Annotated in this window: 19 protein-coding genes and 1 riboswitch; of the genes, 11 read left to right on the top strand and 8 right to left on the bottom strand. The window is 53.5% G+C overall.

From position 1 onward, the window contains the following. Positions 1–59 precede the first annotated feature (59 nt). A complete protein-coding gene (gene thiC, locus MWU64_RS14930) occupies positions 60–1,937 on the bottom strand; it encodes a phosphomethylpyrimidine synthase ThiC (RefSeq protein WP_247065236.1) in 1,878 nt (625 codons plus the stop codon). Positions 1,938–2,017: 80 nt separating this feature from the next. Then, a riboswitch (TPP riboswitch) is annotated at positions 2,018–2,131 on the bottom strand. 183 nt (positions 2,132–2,314) lie between these two features. Here thiC and MWU64_RS14925 point away from each other — a divergent pair. Beyond that, complete coding sequence (locus MWU64_RS14925) at positions 2,315–3,676, top strand: TolC family outer membrane protein (RefSeq protein ID WP_247065234.1); 1,362 nt, start codon at positions 2,315–2,317, stop codon at positions 3,674–3,676. A 48-nt stretch (positions 3,677–3,724) separates the two neighbouring features. Here the strand turns inward: MWU64_RS14925 and waaA are convergent, their stop codons facing one another. Further along, positions 3,725–4,978: a lipid IV(A) 3-deoxy-D-manno-octulosonic acid transferase gene (gene waaA / locus MWU64_RS14920; protein ID WP_247065232.1), complete on the bottom strand. Its 1,254-nt coding sequence runs from the start codon at positions 4,976–4,978 to the stop codon at positions 3,725–3,727. A 102-nt stretch (positions 4,979–5,080) separates the two neighbouring features. Here waaA and lpxL point away from each other — a divergent pair, with 102 nt between their 5' ends. From lpxL to MWU64_RS14875, 9 genes are all read left to right on the top strand, one after another. Then, positions 5,081–6,040 carry an LpxL/LpxP family Kdo(2)-lipid IV(A) lauroyl/palmitoleoyl acyltransferase gene (gene lpxL, locus MWU64_RS14915; protein ID WP_247065230.1) on the top strand — a complete coding sequence of 320 codons (960 nt, stop codon included), beginning with the start codon at positions 5,081–5,083 and terminating at the stop codon, positions 6,038–6,040. Positions 6,041–6,043: 3 nt separating this feature from the next. Then, on the top strand, positions 6,044–7,006 hold the full coding sequence (locus MWU64_RS14910; RefSeq protein WP_247065229.1) for an ELM1/GtrOC1 family putative glycosyltransferase: 963 nt from the start codon (positions 6,044–6,046) through the stop codon (positions 7,004–7,006). Then, complete coding sequence (locus MWU64_RS14905; RefSeq protein WP_247065227.1) at positions 7,003–8,121, top strand: glycosyltransferase family 4 protein; 1,119 nt, start codon at positions 7,003–7,005, stop codon at positions 8,119–8,121. The genes MWU64_RS14910 and MWU64_RS14905 overlap by 4 nt, the downstream gene beginning before the upstream one ends. Further along, on the top strand, positions 8,118–9,137 hold the full coding sequence (locus MWU64_RS14900; RefSeq protein WP_247065225.1) for a glycosyltransferase: 1,020 nt from the start codon (positions 8,118–8,120) through the stop codon (positions 9,135–9,137). The genes MWU64_RS14905 and MWU64_RS14900 overlap by 4 nt, the downstream gene beginning before the upstream one ends. A 47-nt stretch (positions 9,138–9,184) precedes the next feature. Continuing rightward, positions 9,185–9,856: a YrbL family protein gene (locus MWU64_RS14895; RefSeq protein ID WP_247065223.1), complete on the top strand. Its 672-nt coding sequence runs from the start codon at positions 9,185–9,187 to the stop codon at positions 9,854–9,856. 84 nt (positions 9,857–9,940) lie between these two features. Next, positions 9,941–11,362, top strand: coding sequence for a mannose-1-phosphate guanylyltransferase/mannose-6-phosphate isomerase (locus MWU64_RS14890; protein ID WP_247065221.1), 1,422 nt, complete (start codon positions 9,941–9,943; stop codon positions 11,360–11,362). Next, positions 11,359–12,267: a lysophospholipid acyltransferase family protein gene (locus MWU64_RS14885; protein ID WP_247065219.1), complete on the top strand. Its 909-nt coding sequence runs from the start codon at positions 11,359–11,361 to the stop codon at positions 12,265–12,267. The genes MWU64_RS14890 and MWU64_RS14885 overlap by 4 nt, the downstream gene beginning before the upstream one ends. A gap of 106 nt (positions 12,268–12,373) precedes the next feature. Next, a complete protein-coding gene (locus MWU64_RS14880) occupies positions 12,374–13,204 on the top strand; it encodes a glycosyltransferase family 2 protein (RefSeq protein ID WP_247065217.1) in 831 nt (276 codons plus the stop codon). Next, positions 13,201–14,361 carry a glycosyltransferase gene (locus MWU64_RS14875; protein WP_247065215.1) on the top strand — a complete coding sequence of 387 codons (1,161 nt, stop codon included), beginning with the start codon at positions 13,201–13,203 and terminating at the stop codon, positions 14,359–14,361. The genes MWU64_RS14880 and MWU64_RS14875 overlap by 4 nt, the downstream gene beginning before the upstream one ends. Here MWU64_RS14875 and MWU64_RS14870 read toward each other — a convergent pair. The 6 genes from MWU64_RS14870 to MWU64_RS14845 all read right to left on the bottom strand — a co-directional run bounded on the left by MWU64_RS14870 (position 14,334) and on the right by MWU64_RS14845 (position 19,949). Next, positions 14,334–15,002 carry a hypothetical protein gene (locus tag MWU64_RS14870; protein WP_247065213.1) on the bottom strand — a complete coding sequence of 223 codons (669 nt, stop codon included), beginning with the start codon at positions 15,000–15,002 and terminating at the stop codon, positions 14,334–14,336. The genes MWU64_RS14875 and MWU64_RS14870 overlap by 28 nt on opposite strands. A 63-nt stretch (positions 15,003–15,065) precedes the next feature. Next, positions 15,066–16,142, bottom strand: a complete 1,077-nt coding sequence (locus MWU64_RS14865) for a glycosyltransferase (RefSeq protein ID WP_247065210.1) — start codon at positions 16,140–16,142, stop codon at positions 15,066–15,068. A 68-nt stretch (positions 16,143–16,210) separates the two neighbouring features. Beyond that, a complete protein-coding gene (locus MWU64_RS14860; protein WP_247065208.1) occupies positions 16,211–16,933 on the bottom strand; it encodes a lipopolysaccharide core heptose(II) kinase RfaY in 723 nt (240 codons plus the stop codon). Further along, positions 16,933–18,189: an O-antigen ligase family protein gene (locus MWU64_RS14855; RefSeq protein WP_247065206.1), complete on the bottom strand. Its 1,257-nt coding sequence runs from the start codon at positions 18,187–18,189 to the stop codon at positions 16,933–16,935. Before MWU64_RS14855 ends, MWU64_RS14860 begins: the two co-directional genes overlap by 1 nt. Continuing rightward, a complete protein-coding gene (locus MWU64_RS14850) occupies positions 18,189–19,163 on the bottom strand; it encodes a stealth family protein (RefSeq protein WP_247065205.1) in 975 nt (324 codons plus the stop codon). The genes MWU64_RS14855 and MWU64_RS14850 overlap by 1 nt, the downstream gene beginning before the upstream one ends. Positions 19,164–19,229: 66 nt before the next feature. Then, a complete protein-coding gene (locus tag MWU64_RS14845) occupies positions 19,230–19,949 on the bottom strand; it encodes a 3-deoxy-D-manno-octulosonic acid kinase (protein WP_247065203.1) in 720 nt (239 codons plus the stop codon). A gap of 175 nt (positions 19,950–20,124) precedes the next feature. Here MWU64_RS14845 and MWU64_RS14840 point away from each other — a divergent pair, with 175 nt between their 5' ends. Beyond that, positions 20,125–21,156, top strand: coding sequence for a glycosyltransferase family 9 protein (locus MWU64_RS14840; RefSeq protein ID WP_247065200.1), 1,032 nt, complete (start codon positions 20,125–20,127; stop codon positions 21,154–21,156). Positions 21,157–21,235 lie beyond the last annotated feature (79 nt).

Genomic DNA, 21,235 nt, shown 5'->3' with positions numbered 1-21,235 from the left:
CCCCACCACCCCGGCTCACAACTCCCAACCAACAGGCTGGGAGATCAAGAGCACCAAAGTCAGACCTTGTCGTAAAGCTTAGAGCCAGACTCGACAAACTCGCGGGATTTTTCCTGCATGCCTGCGTCGATGGCACTCACCTCATCCATGCCCTGCTCCGCCGCGTAATCCCGTACTTCCTGTGAGATTTTCATGGAACAGAACTTCGGCCCGCACATGGAGCAGAAGTGCGCCACTTTCGCGGAATCTTTCGGCAGGGTTTCATCGTGGAACTCCCGAGCAGTGTCCGGATCCAGCGCCAGGTTGAACTGGTCTTCCCAGCGGAACTCGAACCGAGCTTTGGACAACGCGTTGTCGCGAATCTGTGCGCCTGGGTGGCCTTTGGCCAAATCGGCCGCGTGGGCCGCGATTTTGTAGGTAATGATGCCGGTTTTCACGTCGTCTTTGTTGGGCAAGCCCAGGTGTTCTTTCGGCGTAACGTAGCAAAGCATGGCACAACCGAACCAGCCGATCATTGCCGCACCGATACCTGACGTGATGTGGTCGTAACCCGGCGCGATATCCGTGGTCAGTGGACCGAGGGTGTAGAACGGCGCTTCATCGCAGCATTCCAGCTGTTTGTCCATGTTCTCTTTGATCAGGTGCATGGGTACGTGGCCGGGGCCTTCGATCATGCACTGCACGTCGTGTTTCCAGGCAATTTTGGTGAGCTCACCCAAGGTTTCCAGTTCACCAAACTGGGCTTCGTCGTTGGCATCGGCGATGGAGCCGGGGCGTAAGCCGTCACCGAGGCTGAAGGATACGTCGTAGGCCTTCATGATTTCGCAGATGTCTTCGAAATGCTCGTACAGGAAGCTCTCTTTATGATGCGCCAGGCACCATTTGGCCATGATCGAACCACCGCGGGAGACGATGCCCGTGGTGCGTTTGGCCGTTAGCGGAACGTGATGCAGGCGCACGCCGGCGTGAATGGTGAAGTAATCCACGCCCTGCTCGGCCTGTTCAATCAACGTATCCCGGAAGATTTCCCAGGTCAGGTCTTCGGCAACGCCGCCGACTTTTTCCAGCGCCTGGTAGATGGGAACAGTGCCAATGGGAACCGGAGAATTCCGGATGATCCATTCACGGGTTTCGTGGATGTTTTTGCCGGTGGACAAGTCCATCACCGTGTCGGAGCCCCAGCGAATACCCCAAGTGAGCTTCTCGACTTCTTCCTCAATGGACGATGTAACCGCGGAGTTGCCGATGTTGCCGTTGATCTTTACCAGAAAGTTCCGACCGATGATCATCGGTTCGGTTTCCGGGTGGTTGATGTTCGCGGGGATGATCGCACGGCCTCTTGCGACTTCTTCACGCACGAATTCGGGGGTAATTTCCGCCGGCAGACTGGCACCGAACGACTGGCCCGGATGCTGGTCATCCACCAATCCCTGCTCACGGGCCTCTTGCAGTTTCATGTTCTCCCGAATAGCAATGTATTCCATTTCCGGGGTGATGATGCCTTGGCGAGCATAATGCATCTGGGTAACGTTCTTGCCGGGCTTCGCTTTGAACGGCTTGCGCTCGTCCATGAACCGAAGCGGGTCTAACAGTGGGTCTTTCATGCGGCGGAGGGTGAATTCGGAAGTGTAGCCGTCCAGCTGTTCAACATCGCCACGCTCGGCAATCCATTTGGCGCGAACCGGCGCTAAACCTTTACGCAAATCGATTTTGGCATCGGGGTCGGTATAGGGACCAGACGTGTCATACACCAGCACCGGCGGGTTTTTCTCGCCGCCCATTTCCGTCGGGGTGTCGGCCACCGTAATTTCCCGCATTGGCACCCGAATGTCGGCTCGGCTACCCTGCACGTAGATTTTTCGTGAGCTTGGTAATGGTTTGATTGCTGCCGAATCCACTTTTGCGGAGTCGCTGAGGTATGCTGGTATGTCCGTCATGTCTGCTCCCAGTGATATCTGAGGTGTCAGGTCGCGCATGACGGAGCACTGCCAAAACGCCCTACGGGGCTGTTTGGCACTGATCGTGCGGTCTTAATCCCTACGCCGGTATTATCCGGATCAGGTCGCGGGTTCTGCGTTGCAATCTCAGCCAATCGCCGGTTTCTGACGATTCAGCACCCCGTCAAGACGCGAATATAGAATTCGTTGCCCACACAATGTGTGAGCATTTCAAGTGTAGAGACGGGGCACATTATTGTCCATAATGTGCCACCGATACTTTTGGCCCATACTGTCGTATTAGCTTTCGACACGATGGCCTTCCGATCCTTGTATCCAGATCACGGATGCCCGGAGACAGTTTGTCAGGAGATACAATGAAAAAACGCTTACTTCCAGGATTGATCGCCCTGCTTGCAGCTCAGCCTGCGTTCTCTCTGGATTTGATGGAGACTTACGAGAAGGCGCTGTCTTACGACTCGGGCATTGCTTCGGCCATGGCGAGATTTCAATCTCAGCAAGCCGCCAGTGACGTAAGCAAGAGCACACTGCTGCCCCAGATCGGCGCCTATGCCGAAGCCAATCACATCGACTTCGACGCGGATAACGGCCCTGGAGATAGCTACAAGTCTCTGAATTACGGCGTTCAGCTTACTCAGCCTATTTTCCGGGCCGATAACTGGTTCCGCTACGACGCCAGCCAGTTCCAGACTGAAGCCGCGCAAGCCCAATACAATTTGGCCCAGCAGCAGCTGATTCTTGATGTAGCCACAGCTTACTTCAACGTATTGCGCGCTCAAGACACAGTAACCACGGCTCAAGCCACCGAAGCGGCGATTCAGCGCCAGTTCGAACAAGCACAGGAACGCTACGATGTGGGCCTGATTGCCATTACCGAGGTGTATGAAGCACGCGCCAGCTACGATGACAGCAAGAGCCTGCGTATCGCCGCTGAAAACCAGTTGAACGTAGCCCGCGAACAGTTGGCCCGCCTGACCGGCGAGTATGCCGCCGATTTGGAAAACCTGCGGGAGAACTTCCCGTTAGGCCGTCCGAACCCGATGGACCCTGCCTCCTGGGAAGCTACGGCACTCGATCAGAACTGGTCTATTCAGGCAGCCATATTTCAGCTGAACGCCAGCGAAGCCAATCTGAAAGTGGCCAAAGCCGGCCACATGCCAACGCTTGATCTGGTGGCGTCCTACGGTGAAACTGAGCTTGAAAACGCCAAAACGCCTCAGCAGGAAGGTACACAAGGCGTTATCGGGCTCAAATTAAACGTGCCCCTGTATATGGGCGGTGGTACTCAAGCCGGTGTTCGCCAGCAACGCTCTCTGGTAACGGTTGCTGAGCAGGACTTGAACACGGTTCGCCGGGATGTGCAGGTGAATACCCGCAGCCTGTTCCTGACCGTCAACAACAACGTGGAAACCGCTTCTGCGCTTGAACAGACGATCATCTCACGCCGCAGTGCTCTGGATGCAACACGCGCTGGATACGATGTAGGAACACGGAACATTGTGGAAGTGCTGGATGCCGAGCGGGCGTTCTACGTGGCACTTCGCGATTACGCCAACGCCCGTTACGACTACGTGGTCAACTCTCTGCAGCTGAAACAGGCTGCCGGTACGCTTAGCCCGAAGGACCTGATCGACCTGAACAATTGGCTCAGCGAAGGCGCCCGCGGTATTGAAGCGATGGCAAATGACGACGAAACTCTGGAAGATCCGACCGAGTAACACCCGTCAGCTCTGCCAGTATACCCGGGCCGCCAGCAGGCCCGGGCATTACACCCTTTCGATGATCCCTTCGACCACCTTATCCAACGCTCCCCGGTTATTGTTCACAACCGCCAGCGCTCGTTCGCCGTACGCTTTGCAATCCTGCGCATCAGACATTAATCGACTGACCGCTTGAGCCAGATCTTGGCAACCCTCAACCATTTGCACGCCCTGATCAGCAATCAGACGATCATAAATGGTTTCGAAGTTGAAGACGTGGGGTCCGGAAAATACCGGGATGCCCCAGGCGGCAGGTTCCAGCGGATTGTGGCCTCCGCGCTCAATCAAAGAGCCCCCGACAAAAGCAATATCACTGGCGCCATACAGGGTCATCAGCTCGCCCATGGTGTCCCCAAGATAAACCTGAGCCTGCCGGGGATTCTCGCTAAGCGAGCGACGGGCTACCCGATAACCCTTTGCTTCGGCCATAGCTGCAACCGTATCAAAACGCTCTGGGTGCCGAGGCACGATGATCAACAGCGCATCATCGTGCTGCTCAAGAATACTCTGGTGGGCGCTCAGTAATTGCTCGTCTTCGCCGCTGTGAGTACTGCCGGCAATCCAGACCTTACGACCCTCAAGCGTTTTTCGGATACCCTCGGAGGCCTTGCGGACATCATCCGGGATATCGACATCAAACTTCACGCTGCCGGTCACTTCTACACGGTCCGTGGCCACGCCAATGCGACGAAAACGTTCGGCATCGGGTTCCGCCTGAGCCGCCACCCAACTGATGCTTTTCATGACGGGGGCCGCCAGCCCTTTCACTTTCTCGTAACCTTGCGCGGATCGTTCAGATAACCGGGCATTAATCAGAAACACCGGCACCCTCCGCCGCCTGCACTGACGGATCATATTAGGCCAAATTTCGGTTTCGAGAATAACGAGGATGCCGGGGTTCACGCGCCGCAGGAAACGCCGAATTGCACCGGGGGTGTCGTAAGGGGCGTACGCATAAGCGACTTTATCCCCGAACATCTTGCGCGCCTGAGCCAACCCCGTATCGGTCATGGCGGTCATCAGTATCGTTGCACCCAATTCCTTGGCCAAGAGCCTTCGAACCAAGGGGCCTGCGGCAATAGTTTCACCCACTGATACTGCATGAACCCAGATTACCGGCCCGGACATTTCCGGAACCACACCAAGGCGGTGTTGCCAATCCCGGCGCAGAGCAGGTGCCTTCCGGCCCTGCCACCAAAGCCGAATCAGGATAAAGGGCAGAGCCAGCCGGATCAGCTGGGAATAGATAAAATGAAACACGCAGGACTCCCGGCAAAACAGTGCGTTATCATAGGGCGAAATTTGTCGAGTGGCTGCATCTTGCCCTCGGGCTTAACGTTTGTCGATTCAGGATTCACGATTTTGAACAAGAAGTACCGCAAACAACCCAGAAACACCGATTACTCAGCTTACCGCCATCCCCGCTGGTGGCCAACTTGGCTGGGCCTATCGATTATGTGGCTGTTTGCCCAACTACCCATTCGTTTTCAGTGGTGGCTGGGCAAGATCGCCGGCTTACTTGCATGGAAACTGGCCAAAAGCCGCCGACACATTACCGAGGTCAACATTCGTCTGTGTTTTCCCGAACTCTCGGAAGCAGAACAAGCGGAACTGGTTCGTAAAGCCTTCATTGCCAATGGCATCGGCTTGATGGAATTGGGTATTGCCTGGTTCCGTGACCCCAAGAAACTCACCGACATTACACAAGTGCATGGCCTAGAATATTTTGAACAAGCGCTGGCCGATGGCTACGGTGTTTTGCTATTGGGCGGTCACTACAGCACGTTAGACCTTGGCGGCAGTCTGGTCACAGAGTTTATCGACGCCGACGTGATGCAAAGAGACCACAACAACCCGTTAACCAACGCAGTGATGACCCGGGCAAGAGGCCGCCGATACGGAACGGTTTTATCTTCCAAAGACCTGCGCGGCCTCTTCCGCAGCCTGAAGAAAAACCATGCGGTTTGGTACGCTACCGATCAGGATTACGGCCGAAAAGACATTGTCTTCGCGCCTTTCTTTGGCATTCCCACCGGCACCATCACCGCGACATCACGAATTGCGGATCGCAGCAAGTGTCGCGTGGTGCCGTTCAGTCACTTTCGCCGCGAAGACAAACCGGGCTACGACATTTACTTCCACCCACCACTGGAAAACTTCCCCAGCGGTGATGATCTGGACGACGCTACCCGCATCAACGCGATTATCGAACAGGAAATCCGGAAAGCTCCGGATCAGTATCTCTGGATGCACCGTCGGTTTAAAACGCGCCCGTCCAAGGATGATCCGAGCTTTTACAAGAAAAACAGGAAAAAGAGGTAACGCGTGAACCCAGAAACGCGGGCACCGGCGATCTGGCTACTTACCGATGACAAGCCAGGGCACAAAAACCAATTGAAAGGGCTGGGAAATCGCTTGCGGGTACTCACCGGTGCCAGCATTCATTGGGTTAATGCCACTGATTACTCTGTGCCGCTCTGGCGCGCATTTCTGGGAGCCGCTCCGACGATGGACGCCTCACTCCCAGCACCCGCTCTGATTATTGCCGCAGGCTCAGGTACGCACCGGTTACTGCTGGCGTTGCGCCGCGTTCGAAACGCCCGCTTAGTCGTGCTGATGAAGCCCTCTTTCCCTCTTGTTTGGGTGGATGCCGCGATCATTCCGGCCCACGACAACACGAAGCCATCGCGCAAAACGCTGATAACCGAGGGCGTCATCAACGCGATCACCCCGATGGCCCAACTGACCACAAAGCCGGAAGCGCTTATCTTGGCAGGCGGGCCTTCACCACACTTTGACTGGGACGACAATGCCGTTTTCTCCCAAATTACAGACCTGATCGCACGATACCCCGAGTGGCGATGGACTATCAGTGATTCTCGCCGAACGCCGGCCCCTCTCACGACCAAATTGGATGAACTGCAAGGCCCCAAAGTCACCTTCGTTCACCACAAACACACTCATGATAGCTGGCTGAACCACCAGCTGGCCGGGTCAAGAGCTGTGTGGGTGACGCCGGACAGCGCTTCCATGGTTTGCGAGGCTGCCACCTCCGGTGTGCCCACCGGCTTGCTGAGTCTGCCAGCCCGAGGTCACAGTCGGGTCGCGAAAGGCGTGGGCAGACTTGCCGAGCAAGGCTGGGTTTCATTCTGGCAAAATCGTGACCAAGTCATGAACGAACACCCAGAACGACACGCGCGACTTTGGGAAGCCGATCGCGCCGCGCGCTGGCTTATCAACCGATTTGCGAACTTGCCCCAGAGCACTAACAAGGAGTCGTTAAATTGAGAATACTTCAGGCACTTCCGGCCCTCTACAGCGGCGGCGTAGAACGGGGTACCGTGGAGTTCGCAGCCGAGCTCGTCAAACGGGGCCACGAGTCCTTCGTGGTATCGAACGGAGGCCCGATGGCTGAACAGGTGCGCGGCCAAGGGTCCACGCACCTTTACATGCCGATTCACCGCAAAACCCCCGCGTCATTCGGCCAGATCCTGCCCATGCGGCAGCTGCTGCAGAGCCTCAAGCCCGATATCGTGCACGTTCGGTCCCGCATGCCTGCGTGGATCGTGAATCTGGCACTGAAGTCTTTGTCGGCAGACGAACGCCCTGCGATTGTTTCGACCTTTCACGGCATGTACTCCGTGAATCCGTACAGCGCGGTCATGGCGAAAGCGGATCACGTGATTGCAGTTTCCAACTGCGTGCACGACTACGTTCAGAAACACTTTCAGGTGCCGGATAGCAAGTTAACCGTGATCCAGCGCGGCGTGGATATTGATGCCTTCCGCCAGCGCGCGGTCAACGAACAGTGGCGCGAAATTTTGCTGTCACGATTCCCCCAGCTCAGGGACAAAAAAATCATCATGATGCCGGGCCGAATTTCCCGCTGGAAAGGCCAGCTGGATTTCCTGAAAGCCATGGCCAGCATCGTGCGAGCGCACCCGGATTGCCACGGCATCATCGTGGGCGGCGCAGAGCCCGGGAAGGAACGTTTTTTACAGGAGCTTGAAACCGAACGAAGCCGGCTAAACCTGACCAATAAGGTTTCCTTTCTTGGTCAACGCAACGACATGACTAATCTTTATTTGTTCGCGGATGTGGTCTGCCATATGTCGACCAAGCCGGAACCCTTCGGCCGTACCGTCACCGAAGCCTTAGCCTCGGGCACCCCGGTTGTTGCCTACAATCGCGGCGGTGCCGCGGAAACCTTACAGGCTTGTTTTCGGGAGGGGTTGGTCACACCGGATGATACCGAGGCTTTCGCACGCGCCACTTTGGAAATGCTGGATCGGCCGAAACAAGAGGTTGAACTGCCAGAGCGATTTTTGTTGCGGGCGCAGACCCAGGGGACGCTGGAAGTTTATGAGAAAGTTCTCGCTGCAAAAAGCACTCACTCGCGATGAACGTGTTGATGTTAATGCTTTCCGACAACCCCGGCATCGGCGGTCTTGAAAAGCACACCCGGGAATTAGCCTGCGCTCTCTCCAACATGGGCCACCAAATATCCGTCGCGGCCGCACCTCAACACCTTGAAGCGTTGGAAGGCCCTTGCGCAATTCCTGTGGAGGCGCAGCGTTCACGAAATTCCCCTGCGTTATTATTCAGACTGGTAAACATTATTCGGGAAGGCCACTACCAGGTTATTCACGCCCAAGGCACCAAAGCCGCGTTTGTGTTGCAACGGCTGGCACCGTTTATTAAAAAGTACGCACGGGTAGCCAGCATTCATGGCTTCAAGTCACGTTACCCAAAAGCCGAAGCCTTCCACAACCTGATCGCAGTCAGCAAAGCGCTCGCAAACGACATCAATTACCCCAAGGTGACTGTGGTCTACAACGGGACCTCCGTTTCCAATCGGGCGCCTGCTGCCCTTTCCCCAAATATCAAAGCTCCGATATGGCTGGCGGTTGGTCGCCTCGCACCGGTTAAAGCCTTTGACCGGTTGATCGAAGCCTTTCAGTTTTGTCCCGGCACGCTGCTGATCGCAGGTGACGGACCGGAACATCTATCGTTGAAAGAGCGCATCGACGCTACCGGCCAAACTGGCAAGGTTCGGCTGCTGGGTTTTCGAACCGACATCCCCGCACTCATGACAGCCGCCGATGGTGTCATCATCAGCTCAGACCGGGAGGGATTTTCTTATGTCTGTGCGGAAGCGCTCTTGCTCGGCAAACCGGTAATGTCCACCGATGTGCCCATTGCCAATGAAGTCTTACCCAAGGAACACATTTTCAACGGCCATGAACCCATCGAATTTGCCCGTTTTCTACAACAAGACTTAAGAGCCGTAGCCGCTAGCCAAGCCAAAGCACGTGCCTTCGCGAGAGATACGCTGTCGCTGTCTGCCATGGCAGCCAACACAGTCTCCGTTTATCAACAAGCGTTGGACAAATGTGCTCCAGAGCGAAGCCATCCTTGACGGACTATACTGGAACAAACCGCATTTCCACCTCACAACCTGGCCCTATGCTCGACTTATCTGATCAACAACCCTTCGCTCAAGGCTCCAACCGCAAGTGCTTCAGGCACCCGCTGGACTCTACCCGGTGCTTGAAAGTAATCCGGCCGGAAAACATCACCGCGCGATTTGAACGACAATCACCTGTAAAGCGACTCCTAGGTAAAGAGCGGCTCAACGATAACGCTCAGGAATTACGGGCCCACCAACAACGTGCTATTCAGCGGCTTCTTAAACAAGGCAATGTTGCTTTGGTTTGGGCCCATCTGCCAAAGTTCTATGGTAGCACCCAGACCTCTTTAGGCATGGCCAATGAAAGCGAACTGATACGCTGTGTTGACGGCAGCGTTGCGCCAACGCTTGAGCACCTGATTAAAACACAAGGTTTGACACCGGATCTGCACCGGGGCATCGACGAATTTCTGGCGTGGCTATCACAAACCAGAATCCTGACCCGGAATCTGCTTCCTCATAATCTGGTGGTTTCAGACCAATTCGACCACCCGCGGCTTTTTCTGATCGACGGTCTGGGCGCACCGACTATCCCGCAAGCATTAGACTCGGTACCGGGCTGGAGCTCCCGCTACATCAAGCGAAAAATCGAACGCTTCCAGAAAAGGTTGGCCTGGGAACAAAGCCATGAAGGTCTATCTTGGGAAGATTTCCAACACTTAAGATAAACCCCACAAGGTCAGCATGTTAGTATGTTGCCCACTTTGAATGTTAATGGAACAGTCCAACAGTAAATCGCGCGGAGTGCACTCATGATTCATCCCGTCATCATGGCCGGCGGCACCGGCTCTCGCCTTTGGCCCTTGTCCAGGCAACTGAATCCGAAGCAGTTCCTCAAGCTGACGGATGATCATTTGTCGATGTTGCAGCTCACTGTGGCCCGTTTGGACGGTATGGAGTCGGCAGACCCACTTCTGATCTGCAACGAAGACCACCGGTTTCTGGCGGCCGAGCAGATGCGCCAGGCGGGTTATAACGATGCACGCATTATCCTGGAGCCATGCGGTCGCAATACCGCACCCGCGATTGCGCTTGCTGCCCTGCAACTGGTGAAAGCGACTGATGACAGCGCCGACGACCCTCTGATGCTGGTGCTGGCGGCGGACCATTTGATCCAGGATGTCGCGGCGTTCCAGCAAGGTATACAGAAATCGATCCCTTTGGCGCGACAGGGAAAACTCGTGACCTTCGGCATTGTTCCCAGCCACCCAGAAACCGGCTACGGATATATCGAACAAGGCAAAGAGCTTGAAGACAGCTGTTACAGTGTCGACCGGTTTGTCGAAAAGCCGGACCTAGCAACAGCACAAGACTACTTGGCTTCCGGTGACTATCTCTGGAACAGCGGCATGTTCATGTTTGGCGCACGCCAGTATCTCAACGAGCTTGAGAAGCACCGCCCGGAGATTCTCTCAATCTGCCAGGCAGCCGTTGAGGATGCCAACGAAGATCTTCATTTCACGCGCATTAACGAAGCGGTATTCGCAGAATGCCCTGAGGACTCCATCGATTATGCGGTGATGGAGAAGACCCAAAACGCGGCGGTTGTTGCATTGGATGCCGGCTGGAGTGACATCGGTTCCTGGTCAGCCCTGTGGGATGTGTCCGAGAAAGACGCAAACGACAACAGTTTCATGGGTGATGTGATTGCCCACGACACCACCAGCACCCTAGCACGCTCAGAAAACCGACTGATCGCCACCGTCGGCGTGAGTGACTTGGTGATTATCGAAACCAAAGATGCCCTGCTGGTTGCCCACAAAGACAAGGTACAAGACGTTAAAAAGATCGTCGAGCAACTCAAGAGCGACGGTCGGAACGAGCACATTAATCACCGGGAAGTTTACCGCCCTTGGGGCGTTTATGACTCCATCGACAGCGGTGAGCGTTACCAAGTCAAACGCATCACCGTAAAGCCCGGCGCAAAGCTTTCCGTTCAGATGCATCATCACCGTGCGGAACACTGGATCGTGGTGAGCGGTACTGCCAAGGTGACCAATGGTGAGAAGACCTACCTGGTGACGGAAAACCAGTCCACCTTCATTCCGGTTGGTCAGGTTCACTCACTGGAAAACCCGGGGGTCATCGACCTTGAGCTGATCGAGGTTCAGTCCGGCTCGTATCTGGGCGAAGACGACATTGTGCGCTATGAGGACCGATACGGCAGATCATGAGCAAACTGAAGTACTTCTTGATCGCGGGTCTTCTACGGCTTTTAAGTTTTTTACCTTTGCGGGCCGCACAGTTTTTCGGTAAATGGCTTGGCCTGCTTGGTTGGGTGCTAAATGGCAGGTCACGCAAGACGACCGACACCAACATTCGCATCTGCTTGCCCGAACTGTCTTCTGCTGAACAGCGCCAGTTATCCAAGGAGTCCATGGCACACACTGGCATGACTGCCGCAGAGATTCCGCTGATGTGGGAATGGCCAGTCGAGAAATGCCTAGGCCTGATCAAGGAAACCCGAGGGCTTGAGCTGATAGATGAAGCGCTTGCCTCGGGCAAAGGCTTGATTCTGCTCGCTCCCCACATCGGTAACTGGGAATTAGTCGGACTGTTATTTTCATCCCGTTACAAGATGGCATCACTCTACAGTCCTCCGCATATTAAAGAGTTCGAGGATTATATGATCCGGGTTCGAAGCCGCATTGGTTCTGAACTGGTTCGCGGCGATCGTCGTGGTCTGCTCCGGCTAATGAGCATTCTTAAAGAAGGTGGCATCGCCGGCATCCTGCCCGACCAATCCCCTCGCGGCAAAACTAACGCTTTCGCGCCTTTCTTTGGAATCGAAGTTCGCACCATGACTCTGGTTAATAAACTGATGCTGAAAACCGGCGCTAATGTGTTGATGACGTTTGCAGAACGTCTGCCTAACAGCAAGGGGTTTCGCCTAGTCGTCGAAGAAGCCGAACCCGGCAACGATGATACTGATCCGGTCGTTGCAGCAACAGCGCTGAACAAATCCGTCGAAAAAGTGGTGCGGATGGCACCTGAGCAGTATCAATGGGAGTACAAAAGGCTCCGGCATCGGCCGCCTGGAAATCCGAACCCGTATTATCCTGACAAGATCTGTCGCTGACTTGGCGCTGCCCAGTATTTGAACAAGTACAGACAGGCATCTCGCCAGAACCCGCGCTATACTAGCCGCTTTCTATTACACGCTAACTTTTGGACACTGGAATTCTATGGCCCCAACGTCGATTGGTGTTGTTATCACCACCTACAACTCTCCCCTCTGGCTGAGCAAAGTACTGACGGGCTACGAATGCCAGACGTTCACCAAGTTCCGGGTCATCATTGCCGACGACGGCTCTACCGATGAAACCCGCTCCCTAATCAATAAATTTAAAGAGCGTGGCATTTTGGCGATTGACCACGTATGGCACGAGGACGATGGCTTTCGAAAATGCCAAATTCTGAACAAAGCCATTGAAGAAACAAGCTGCGACTACCTGATATTCACCGATGGCGACTGCATACCCGAACCGAACTTCGTGAAAACCCACCACGATCTTGCCAAGCCCGGGCTCTTTTTGTCCGGCGGTTATATCAAGCTCACTATGCCGGTATCCGAAGCCATTGCCGATGAGGACATCCGCTCCGGCGTCATTTTCAAGCGTGACTGGCTGGTGGCTCACGGGCAGCCGAAGAATCACAAATTGTGGAAGCTTTCCCCTTCAACGGGATTCCGCAACTTCATGAACCGTATCACGCCCGCGGCGGCAAGCTGGAATGGCATGAACAGCTCTACCTGGACTCAAGATTTAATTGCCGTGAACGGATTCAACGAAGACATGCAGTACGGCGGTTTGGATCGCGAACTCGGCGAACGCCTTTGGAACTACGGCCACAAATCTCAGCAGATACGCTACAGCACGGTTTGCCTGCATCTCGATCATGCCCGCGGTTATTCCAAGCCCGAAATCTGGGCGAAGAACCGGGCTATCCGTAAAGCGGTGAAGGACAACAAAACCTTTTGGGCGGAAAACGGGATCAAGAAGAAAAAGTCAGCATGAGAACTCTGGTCGTCATACACAGCCTCAAAATGGGCGGCATGGAGCGGGTCGCCGTCAACCTAGCCGATGCGTTCGCTGAAGAAGGCCACGAGAGCCATTTGCTGGCCTGCAGAAATAGCCCCAATGACTTGGCACCATCAAACGGGGCGGTCAAGCTTCACCACTTTGATCAACAGCAGGCACTGCTAAAATCCGTGATCGGGATTCCCGTCTTCCTGCTGTCACGCCTTCTCTTGGGCGTTATTCTTCCGAAATCCCACTTCATGTGGGTAGGCTGGCTGTGCGGCTGGCTTCTCAAGCGTCACATCCAAAAACTGGAACAGCAACACGGGCGTTTCGACCGGATTGTTTTTCGGGGATTGGGTACCTTCAAATATTTCTGGTCGTTCCGGGATGAGCGCAATATTTACGTGCTCGAGAACGTGATCCATTACGACCGCCCACTCTGGCAAAAGAAGCTGGAATGGAAACTGGTTTTTCACGACCGGCACTTGGCGTGTGTCTCGACCGGGGTTCTGGAGTCAGCGCAAGAAGCCTTCGATAAAGGGAACATTAAACCTAAAAGCCTGAGAGTCATCACCAACCCCTGCCCGGTTGAACAAATCCGCACTCTGGCAAACGAGCCGGACGACGGCATTCCCAGCGAACCGTACATTCTCAATGTAGCCCGCTTAGTGCCACAAAAAGGTCACGCGCTCTTGCTGGAGGCCTACAAAGGCTCAGGCATTGATCACAAGCTGGTTATTGTTGGCGAAGGCGAGCTACGCAGTGAACTGGAGACAAAGGCTCGAGATTTAGGCATATCCGATCGAGTCATCTTTGCTGGAAAGCGCAGTAACCCGTACCCATGGATGAAACAGGCAGATCTGTTTGTATTGGCCTCAGAGTACGAAGGACTGGGCATCGTGCTGACTGAGGCTCTGGCTTGCGGGATACCTATCATGGCCGTTGAGAGCCGTGGCGGCGTAAAGGATGTCTTCCGTGGCGAGCTTGCACGCTTTCTAACGCACCGCTCAGTAGAAGGGCTGGCTAGCGGCCTTACATCTGTTGTCAACGAACTGCCAATACCTGTCAAATCGGAGTGGCTAGCGCCTTTCCAAAGCGATGTGGTGGTGTCAGCTTTCCTTGATCAACCGGAAAAAGATACATCTTTGTAATTGCCGCCCCGTCTCCGATACTCCGGCAGGCTACTGATGGCGGAGGAGTGAACAACCCCAAGCTGAGCCGGGAACGGTGCCTCCAGCATTAACGCCATTGCAAAGCGATGACAGCCGGCGCCAGAAAAAACCGGCTCTCCTCCTGGCCCAAGATGCATCAAAACTCCTCCAATCTCCCGAAAATTGTTAGCATCAAGATCCCTTCGCGACGGCAATGATCCACGCACTTTCACCTCAGCCCAGATGTCATCAAGTTGGGTAAAGCGCATGGTTACATCCTCATTCGTCCGGCATTGATCAGTTACGCCAGTTTTTGACACTGCAATCCGGCTTAGCATGAAATCGATAGCACCCGCGCTTTCCCAACTATTACCCTCTCTCCAGTGAGACCAGCAATACGTCAACTTAGGGTGCTGATCGAGTGTCTGCTCTAAAAACGTAGGCCATTGTTTTACCACCCGGCCCGACATCTGGCGCGTACTCGCCCCAAAGTGGTGTGCCAGATCGGCGGCTTCAATGTATTTACTACACTGCCTCGGATCAACCCAAATACGTTCTGCATAGCGCGGCGCCTGTGCTCCGAATCGAAATCGGTTCCACGTATCAATCCAAAACGCTCTGTTCCGATATTTTGCGGCCAATGGTAATTCCTAGTAACCAATTCTCTAATAAAAAAACAGGCGGCAAAACGGAATTAATCCGCTTTACCGGGGCCCAAAGAAAAGCGTTTTGGTTTCGCTCTCCATGCGTTCCGTACTGAATTCACTTTCGATCCACTGCCGCTGTTCTTTAGGACAAAAAACTCGCTCGCCTTTAATTATGGATAGTACCGCAAGCGACAGTTCACGCGTGTCGCCTACGTCCGTTAAAACGCCATATTTACCATGAGCCAGAAGTTCTTCACTACCAGGTACCCGCGTAGAAACCACAGGTTTTCCATAGCTCATGGCTTCGTTTAGCACATTGGCCATGCCTTCATTTCTAGAACAGAGCAAGAACATATCAATGCCCTTGAAGAATGGCGCCATTGAACTCTGGTAACCTAAAAAGTGGATTCGATCGGACTCCACGCGCTCGCTGATTGAGGCCTTGATCTCTTTCTCAAACTCTCCTTCTCCAGCATGCACAATATGGACGCTATCCGGTAGACCCGAGAGAATATCTGGCAACAGATCAAATCCTTTCTGCGGGCTAAAACGGCCCGCACACCCAACTATATAAGCGTCAGCTGGTAAGTTCAGTAGGGTACGGAAATCCAGCGCTTCAACACTTTCGGGCGGCAGATCAAACCCGTTATAAACCCGCACGACATTGTCTTCATCAAAAAACTTGGGATAACTCAGCATCTCGTTTTTAAGCGAGTTACTATTTACCATCAATATCGATTTCATAAGCCTGAAGACAATAAAGTACTTGATCGGGCTTTTAACTCTGCGCGCAATTCCAAGGTACAGAACTACCCTGGAAACCCCGGCAATTCTGGAGGCCAGTGAAACCAACCACCAATCTTTTTTCAAGGCAGCAAACACCACATCCGGATCTATCGCCCTGAGAATCTTTACGTAGTTTGCGACCACAAACACGTTGAAATCACCGCCTCTCGATGTCACCTCAATAACGGTAACATTCTCAAGATCGTCGAAACGTTCCGGGAAATATCCTTTTAGAAGTACGACCGTCACCGCTACACCAGACGCGCCCAGAAACTTGGCCCGCAGATACACGTTTTTTTCGATTCCGCCCCAAACTCGGGATGGGCAGAACAATACTGCTTTTTTCATACTCACTCCCTTTGATTTTAGGCATACGCTGCAGCCCCTCCGTCTACCTCAAGGCTAGCCGCCCGGGATCAGCGATCTGATTTCCAGCGCTTTCTCATGTTTCTCTTAACTGTTCGCAGGCCAAAGCTGAAGCGCTCTAGCATTGATGCTAGCTTCAACCATCTGGAGGCAGCCTGGCCAGGAGTGAGTAATTTTCGGGCTTCGGGGCAACTTCGCAGAAATCGATCAATCTCCCGAGCTTTCTGCAACTTGGGCAGCCATCGTGGTCGCTTCAACCGAAAGTCGATGAAGGTAACATTACCCTCAACTATTAGAAAATTCGCCAACTGCGCATCCCCCCGAAGGTAACCACGCTGGTGCAAAGCTTCGATCGCCGCCAGAATTTCGGATGCATCTCTAGGTTCAGCGCGCCGACCTTCGACAAAACGATAGCAAACGAAAGAATCTACAACTACACCGCTAGCTCGGCGTTCGCCGGCCAGAACAGGTTCGGGCGCAGAAAACCCCATCGATCTCATCAATTCAAGGTGATGGAGTGTTCGAAATGCATCACTCACTCTAAACAGTGTGAGGAAGCGCTCCCATTTACGGCCATTCCGCGCTCTAGGCACTTTCAGCAGCAACGACTGATCCGCGCACATCACTTGTGCACTCAAGGTTCTGCGATTGTCCCGAAAAACAGTCCCTAGTTCGAATTCACCGTCAATCACCGCGCCCAGGATCTGCCGGCTCATGTTAGAGCTGACGCAGGTGACGGAACGATATTCTCGATAACGAAACGATTGCAGCATTACGCGTCCTGCCTCTCGAAATGCCGGACAAGGCCGATCAGAAACATGAGTAGCAACCAGGAGAACATCCAGTCGGTACTTGGCGGGGCAACAACCCTATGGCCGTCTGTCATATTCAACATCAATGGAAGTACAAACAGCCCAAATGCAAAGAGTCGAAACTGGCGTCCAGCGCCTTGGGTCAAACGACATATCCGAACTAGAATCCACGTCAACAACACCATAAACAGGGTGAGGCCGATAATGCCGGCGTAATGAAACACACTCAAAAACAGGTTATGGGGGTGTTTGATCGATAGCCCCGAATCCACCATCAACATTTTTCCAGCACTGGAATTTCTGAAGTCCGTCCCCATCCCTTCACCGATCCAGATTATCTCGGGCGGGTTGTTAAAAACAGCGAGCCAAATCTCAGGCCTATAAGAAAACCCCCGACCCAGCATTCTTGCGATCAAATCATCAAATAAGAATAAGGATCCTGCCCCGAAGAGCATCGCCCCAAAAAGCACCCAAAAACCGACGTGCCAACTCTTGCCCCTACTTTCCAGCCAAAACACCGCAAACAAGCAGATTAGAATAAACGCCAAGAGTGCAACCAGTGGCCCACGACTTTGCGAAAATATCGTCACAGCAAACAAAATCAGAAAAGAGACGATCATTATCACTTGATCTAAACGCTCTCTATTCTCGCCCAGTCGGAATAGTGTCATTCCGATAGCCCAAACACTAATCAAGGCAGAAGGGCCAAGAATAGGGTGCCCCATGAACCCGGCACCCTCAAGCCTCGCTGGATACATGTCGTGCCACAGGTAATACGCAAACGCCTCAGCTCCACTGGCGATTACTACCGCCATAAAAATTCGCGCGAACAATAACGGCTGATTAAGCCATCGCTCAGATGCAGCTAAAACAGCAAGCATGAACACTGCCGTACTGAACGCCCAGCGAACAACTTGGAACTGTCGATCCGCAATCACTCCCTCAGGGATAAATGTCGCCACAGCGACGAATCCAATGAACCCGATCGCAAACCAACCCGAGCGATCGCTGATACCGGCCCGTGCATCCCGCTTTACACATACCCAAAAAATTAACGGCAGCACTCCTGCGAAAAAAAACGCTCGGGACAATGCTATCCAAGGAACTAGAAATGAAAAGGCAATGAAAAGAAGAAGGAAAGTACTGATCCATCGCTGGATACGAATAGGGCCAACAGAGTTTAGGTTGTCATTCTCGAACGAAGCAGATTGGAGCATCAAGCTATCTCCAACAATCGGCCAACGTTTTCATCCATCCAAGATACCCACAAAGCCACAAACTCCTCGGTGGCCTGATCTAAGCTCTGGGCACATAAAAATTTACAATCAGGGCATTTTTCCGCATCTAACAGCGATTCCATATCGCCCCGTTTGGCCGATGAACTAAGGTATAGCGAAAGAGGCAATTTCGAAAAATCAGCACTGCCCTGCTTTATTTCTAAATGGTTAGCCAGTGCGATCGGCCAAAACTGCCCTACATTCCTTAATCGATAAGTCACGTTCCTTTGTAGTTGCCGCGGATGGCTCGCAAAATAGTCTCGCAACGTGCTGACTCGCATCGGATGGGGAATATGATTCACATCGAGATATCTACCAGCCACACCTACTTGAGCAGCCGCATCAGATTGTAGTGTTCGAACAGTCGGACGACCTTTCCCGAGCATCCGGGCTAGTCGGCTGGAAAAACGTCGCTTTTTCCGAGGCCTGAATGTGCCGCGAAGCACGACGCCATTACTACTAAAAAAATCTGCCGGAGCCACAGGCTTTATAAGGAAAACATCGTCATTAAAATAAATGAAATTGTTTGCAAGTCCGGGTATCCGCCAAAGCATGGTTTCAATGGATAGGCTATTGAATGTCGGCAGATGCTCAGTATAACCGTCGAAGATTGTTCGGTGATCGACGATGGTAATCCGATTGGCAACAGACGGAGGTATCGAGCTCATAAAACCAGGCACCTGATTATCCGTCACAATATAAATATGGCCTAACCAAGGCGCGAAACGAAGCAATGACGCAATACAGTATTCCAGCTCCCCCCTGTCTGCGTAACGGGTTTTTTCTGCAGCTTTCGGGCGCCGCTTAAACCTCCGCCCCAAGTAGGCTTCCAGTTTCTCACTGTGCGCAGGATCATCACCATCAACCCAAGTAACAACAGCGTCAATTGGGAAATCTTGTTTTTGAAAAGACATACAGGAAGGACAAGCCTCATGAAAGATTATTGCTCAGAACCATTGCCTCTGAACCGGGGGAGGATTTCAAAGCGAATGATAGCCCGCTATCAGCTCATTCCATACTCTCGTGCGCTTTTCCTCTGAAAAAAACGGTAACCGCTTACAAATAGAGCGATAAAGGCGTTTTAGATTATTGTGTTTCCAACCTGCCCCCACATCCGAGTTCACGCGCAACTTGCAGCGGTCAAAGTCGATAAGATAAATGCGGTCATCCGTGATTAGAATGTTATCGCAGTTAAGATCAACGTGATCCAACCCCTCTTGGTGAAAGGCGCCAATTCTTTTGCCAATGTGGTGCCAGAGAACCTCATCGTCGACTCTACTGCAGGTTGGCAGTGAACGCGCTCCGGGGATTCTCTCCACCAAAATGGCCGCTTCATAAGTCAAACTGCCAAAACGACAAGCCAAAGCCGACACCGGTTTTGGCACCGGCAGCCCTCGCTGATAAAGCTCATCCGTCAACCGAAACTCTGCAAATGATCGCGTATTATTGAACCCGGTGAACAGGTATCGGCGATCTGAAAGCCGTGCGGCGAGGCCTCCGCGTCGATAATATCGTAACACAAAACTACCGCACTCAGATTCGATAAACCACGCACTACCGCGGCCACCTTCAGTAACTGCATGAGCCTGCCTACCCCAAGCCTGCGGCAGGAACCAATGTTCATCGACAGATTCGTACCCTGGCGCACTGATAATAGCAGAGCGCATACAGTCGTTTTGATTACTCTCGCTATGTGCCAACTTTCAGCCACCACTGTTACAAACACCGTCGATTCACTGCTGCGCTCTAAAGCAATTATCAGCAGACTCAGCTAAACTGACGCCGAGTTTACCAACGAGCCCTTTGAGACTCTATAACGCGGATTAAAAAACCGCTATGGACTGCAATGCATACTCTTAACCCCACAACCGCATCATGAACTCCATCTGCATACTCCGCCTATCCGCCATCGGCGACGTCACTCACGTCATTCCGGTTGTTCTAAGTCTCCAGGAACAAATCCCTGGCGTTAAAATCACCTGGGTCATTGGCAAAATCGAAGCCAAGCTCATTGGCGACCTGCCGGGCGTCGAGTTCATTATCTTTGACAAGAAAGCCGGCCGCCAGGGCTATGCGGACCTGCGCAAGAAAATGAAAGGCCGCAAGTTCGATGCCTTGTTGCACATGCAGGTCGCCTTAAGAGCAAACCTCGCCGCAGCGTTGATTCCGGCCAAGATCAAAGTCGGCTACGACAAAGCTCGCAGCAAAGACCTGCACAGTCTGTTTATCAACAAGCGCATTGCTCCGACTCCACAGCAACACGTCAGGGATTGCCTGGCGAGCTTCCTGGAACCACTAGGACTCAACGCCGCACCTCCACAGTGGCACATCCCTCTATCAGAGGCCGATCACGAATTTGCTCGCAGCCATCTAGCGGCTGACCGAAAGAACCTGATCATCAGCCCCTGCGCCAGCCACACACTGAGGAATTGGCCGGCGGAGCGCTACGCCCAACTGGCAGACTACGCCATCGAAGCTTACGGCATGAAGGTCATTCTCGTGGGCAGTCCGGCGCCTTTTGAAGCCGAGTATTGCGCGGCTATCGAAGGCGCCATGAAGCAGAAGGCTCACAACATTTGCGGCAAAGACACTCTGAAACAACTTACCGCCATGATGAGCGAGGCGGACCTTGTGGTTGCGCCGGATACCGGCCCCGCTCATATCGCTAGCTCAGTGAATACCGATGTCTTGGGCATTTTCGCCGCCAGCAACCCCAATCGCTCGGGGCCCTACAACTCTCTGAAATGGTGTGTAAATCGCTACCCGGAAGCGCTGCAAGAATTCACAGGCAAAACCGTGGAGGAAGCGCGCTGGGGCGCCAAGGCAGAATTCGTGGGGGCGATGGAACTGGTGTCGGTCAAAGACGCCACTGAAATGCTGGATCGCTGGGTGACCGAAAAGAGCTGAACGAAAATACGCTGAAGCTTCCGAATACGGTCAAACCGGTCGACGCTCAGAAGCTTCAGCGAAGCTCACTATCATCCGC

This window comes from Marinobacter sp. S0848L (genome assembly GCF_023016065.1).
GTDB lineage: Bacteria > Pseudomonadota > Gammaproteobacteria > Pseudomonadales > Oleiphilaceae > Marinobacter.
This window is presented reverse-complemented; position numbering and strand designations above follow the sequence as displayed.

Coding starts and splice junctions, on each gene's coding strand:
- thiC (WP_247065236.1), bottom strand. CDS start 1,937: ATGACGGACATACCAGCATACCTCAGCGACTCCGCAAAAGTGGATTCG.
- MWU64_RS14925 (WP_247065234.1), top strand. CDS start 2,315: ATGAAAAAACGCTTACTTCCAGGATTGATCGCCCTGCTTGCAGCTCAG.
- MWU64_RS14900 (WP_247065225.1), top strand. CDS start 8,118: ATGAACGTGTTGATGTTAATGCTTTCCGACAACCCCGGCATCGGCGGT.
- MWU64_RS14895 (WP_247065223.1), top strand. CDS start 9,185: ATGCTCGACTTATCTGATCAACAACCCTTCGCTCAAGGCTCCAACCGC.
- MWU64_RS14890 (WP_247065221.1), top strand. CDS start 9,941: ATGATTCATCCCGTCATCATGGCCGGCGGCACCGGCTCTCGCCTTTGG.
- MWU64_RS14885 (WP_247065219.1), top strand. CDS start 11,359: ATGAGCAAACTGAAGTACTTCTTGATCGCGGGTCTTCTACGGCTTTTA.
- MWU64_RS14880 (WP_247065217.1), top strand. CDS start 12,374: ATGGCCCCAACGTCGATTGGTGTTGTTATCACCACCTACAACTCTCCC.
- MWU64_RS14875 (WP_247065215.1), top strand. CDS start 13,201: ATGAGAACTCTGGTCGTCATACACAGCCTCAAAATGGGCGGCATGGAG.
- MWU64_RS14865 (WP_247065210.1), bottom strand. CDS start 16,142: ATGAAAAAAGCAGTATTGTTCTGCCCATCCCGAGTTTGGGGCGGAATC.
- MWU64_RS14860 (WP_247065208.1), bottom strand. CDS start 16,933: ATGCTGCAATCGTTTCGTTATCGAGAATATCGTTCCGTCACCTGCGTC.
- MWU64_RS14855 (WP_247065206.1), bottom strand. CDS start 18,189: ATGCTCCAATCTGCTTCGTTCGAGAATGACAACCTAAACTCTGTTGGC.
- MWU64_RS14850 (WP_247065205.1), bottom strand. CDS start 19,163: ATGTCTTTTCAAAAACAAGATTTCCCAATTGACGCTGTTGTTACTTGG.
- MWU64_RS14840 (WP_247065200.1), top strand. CDS start 20,125: ATGAACTCCATCTGCATACTCCGCCTATCCGCCATCGGCGACGTCACT.